Origin of the sequence: Streptomyces sp. NPDC059456 (assembly GCF_042750055.1) — a bacterium.
GTDB lineage: Bacteria > Actinomycetota > Actinomycetes > Streptomycetales > Streptomycetaceae > Streptomyces.
This window is the reverse complement of sequence record NZ_JBHYVA010000875.1, coordinates 1-3032: the sequence shown is the minus strand read 5'-3', so window position 1 is coordinate 3032 and position 3032 is coordinate 1. Positions and strand designations below refer to the sequence as shown.

2 protein-coding genes are annotated in these 3032 nt (G+C 75.1%); one reads left to right on the top strand and one right to left on the bottom strand.

Annotation, left to right across the window (positions count from 1 at the left end; translation table 11 throughout):
* The coding region (locus tag ACFXA3_RS39885; protein WP_385195901.1) for a SpoIIE family protein phosphatase at positions 1-2383 on the bottom strand (2383 nt) is incomplete at its 3' end.
* Positions 2384-2540: 157 nt separating this feature from the next.
* On the opposite strand from ACFXA3_RS39885, the gene ACFXA3_RS39880 reads away from it, so the two are divergent.
* Positions 2541-2888, top strand: coding sequence for a GntR family transcriptional regulator (locus ACFXA3_RS39880; protein WP_385195898.1), 348 nt, complete (start codon positions 2541-2543; stop codon positions 2886-2888).
* Positions 2889-3032: the final 144 nt, after the last annotated feature.

The following is a 3032-nucleotide window of genomic DNA, read 5'->3' as shown; positions in this document are numbered from 1 at the left end:
CCTCGGGTACGTGGATGTCCACGGCGCACACGTCGTCCCGCCCGGCGGGGCGCAGGGCCGCCAGGAGCCGCGCCAGCGGCTCGGGGGAATCCCCGCCCATGACGCGGGCGGCGGCCTCAGCGAGCCGGTCGAGTCCGCGGTCCATGTACTCGCCCGGTACTTCGATGAGCCCGTCGGTGTAGAGGAGCAGGTGGTCGCCCGGCTCCAGCTGGAGCGACTCCTCCGCGTACGCGGAGTCGAAGGACGCCCCGAGGAGGTTCCCCTCCGGCAGGGGCAGGAACCGCGCCTCGCCGCCGCGCACCAGAAGGGGCGGCAGGTGCCCGGCCCGCGCCCAGGTCAGCAGCCGGTCCGCCGGCCGGTACCGGGCCATGACCATGGTGGCGGTGGTCGCGGACGAAGGGTCCGCGGCCGTGTGCAGCAGCAGCGAGTTGAGCCGGCGCATGGCATCGGGCAGGGACGATCCGGTGACGATCATGCCCTTGGCGGTGAACCGCAGCTGGGCCATGGTGCCGACGGCGTCCAGCCCGTGGCCGGCGACGTCTCCGACGACGAAGAGGGCGCCCTTGTCGGGGAGTTCGATGGCGCTGTACCAGTCGCCCCCGACGTTCACCCCGGTGTCCGAGGGCACGTAGGCGACGTCGACGCGCAGCCCCACCAGGTCGATCGACTGCTCGGGGATGGGCAGCAGGGCGTGCTGCAGGCGTGCGGCGATGGCCCGTTCGGCCCGGAGCACGCCTTCCTGGATGAGCACGGACCGCTCGCTCTCCCGCAGGGCGAGCTCCGCGTCCCGCTGGGCGCTGAGGTCCTGGAAGAATCCGTGCACCTCGACGGGGGTGCCGTAGGCGTCCGTCTCGGCTTCGGCGACGATGCGCAGGTGCCGGACCCCGCCGGCGGTGGCGATGCGGAACGGCTGGTCGATCGGGGCCCCTTCGCCCAGCAGCCGCCGCACGGCCGCGGCGAGCGCCGGCCGGTCCTCCGGTACCAGGTGCTCGGGGAGCTCCTCCATCCGCATGGGCCCCCGCTCGGGCGGGCGGTCGAAGATGGCGTACAGCTGCTCCGACCAGTCGATCGTGTCCGTGGTCAGGTTCCAGTCGGCCCAGCCGAGGTTGCCCAGTCGCTGCATGGTGGCGAGGCGGCGGATCTCGCGCGCCCCGGTGTCGTGGCGGATCCACGAGACGACCAGCCGGCCGGCCAGCCGGGTCGCGCGGACGGAGTAGACGGACGTCTCGGGAACGCCCGCGACCACTTCCCGGTACGAGAACGGCTCGCCGTCGTAGGTGACACCGCCGGCCAGGGCGTCGGCGTAGCCGTGCCACAGGGCCGTGCCCGCCACGGTGGGATAGCTCTCCAGGACGCGCCGGCCGACGAGTTCCTTCCCGCGGCGGCCCGCCACGTCCGTCGACTCCGGGGCCGCCGCCTCGATCAGGTAGTCCTCCACCTCTCCCGTCGGGGAACGCAGGGGGGAGAGCAGGACGGCCGCCCCGGGCAGGGTGTCGAAGATCGTCTGGACCGCGGCCACCTCGTCCTGCTCCGGATCGGCGGCGCGGCGTTCGAAGACGCGCAGGGTCCCGCCGCACAGGCGTACGGCCTGCCGGACCAGCGCCCGGTCGGCGTCGCCGAAGGGGACGGGGGCCGAGCGGAACAGGCCGATGGCCGCGGTGGCCGGCTGCCCGCCCGGGACCGGGATCCACGCGCGGGCGGGCCAGCGCTCCGGCGTGCCGATGAGCTGGTAGCGGGCGGCGTCCCGTTCCGGGTCCGCCAGCCAGAGCGGCTCCCCCGAGCCGATCACCTCCAGGGCGGCGACGCCGGCCAGCGGCGGGACGTCGCGCCACTGGGCGGCCAGGGCGGCGTCGATGCCCGCGTGGCCGAGGAGCCGCAGTTTCCCGGCCCCGTCCAGCCGGTAGATCATCACGGCGTCGACCCCGAGCGGGGTGCGCAGTGCCTCGTGCAGGATCTGCGCCGTGTCGGCGGCGCTGCGGGCGGCCGCCAGCGAGCCGGCCAGGTCCGCCAGCAGCAGGTGCGGGGCGGCGTCGCCGCGGCCGGCGGCCGGGAGCGGGCCGCGACCCTCCCGATCCGTTCCCCCGCTCTCCGCGAGGGGCGGCGGGTCGGGCCGCGAACGCACCGCGCCGAGGGTGATCCAGCACTCCTCCATGAGCGTCCTGGCCCGGCGCACGGCTCCCTGGACCAGGGCCTCGTGGGCGGCCTCCGCGGACAGGCCGTCCCGGGCCATCAGGACTCCCGTGGCGCGCTCCAGTACCGCCGCGGACGCGCCGAGGCCCTCCAGGTCCGCCACCTCGGCCCGCAGCCTGGCCACGACCCTCGCCAGGGCGAGCACCTCGGGCGACGCGCCGTCGCCGGGCGGGGGCGTCGGATCCTTCTCCACGCTCCGAGCATGGCACGGCGGCGGTGCGGTCGGGTCCGGCTGCGCACATACGCGCCGACCGGGCGGCGGTTTCCGGCGGCAGGGCCTCGCCGAACACGTCGTGCCGGGCCCGCGACGGATGCCAAATGAATGAGATGGTGCTAGCTTCATTGGCACCATGTTGCTGAGGATGAACATCGCGGACAACCGCCCCCTGCACGAGCAGGTGGCCGGGGCCATTCGGCGCGCCATCGCCGAGGGCGAGTGCGCGCCGGGCGACCGGCTGCCGCCCGCACGGGAGTTGTCGCAGGCCCTGGGCGTCAATGCGAACACCGTCCTGCGGGGGCTGCGCGCGCTGCGCGACGAAGGGCTGCTGGAGTTCCGCCGCGGCCGCGGGGTGACCGTGGCCGGCGGGGCCGGCGGACGGTCCGCGTTGCTGGAGCGGGTGCGGGAACTGGTGGCCGACGGGGCGCGCCTGGGCTACGGCAAGGCCGAACTCATAGAGATGATCAAGGAGACGCAGTGAACGACCGCGGGGGACGTACGGGCGGGTTCGCATGGGGGACGGCCGCCTGGTCGGCCGGGATACTCGCCCTGCTCATGGCGCTGCCGGCGGCGGCGGACCGGGGGTGGCAGGACCGGCTGGCCACGCACTGGGGGGCGTCCGGGT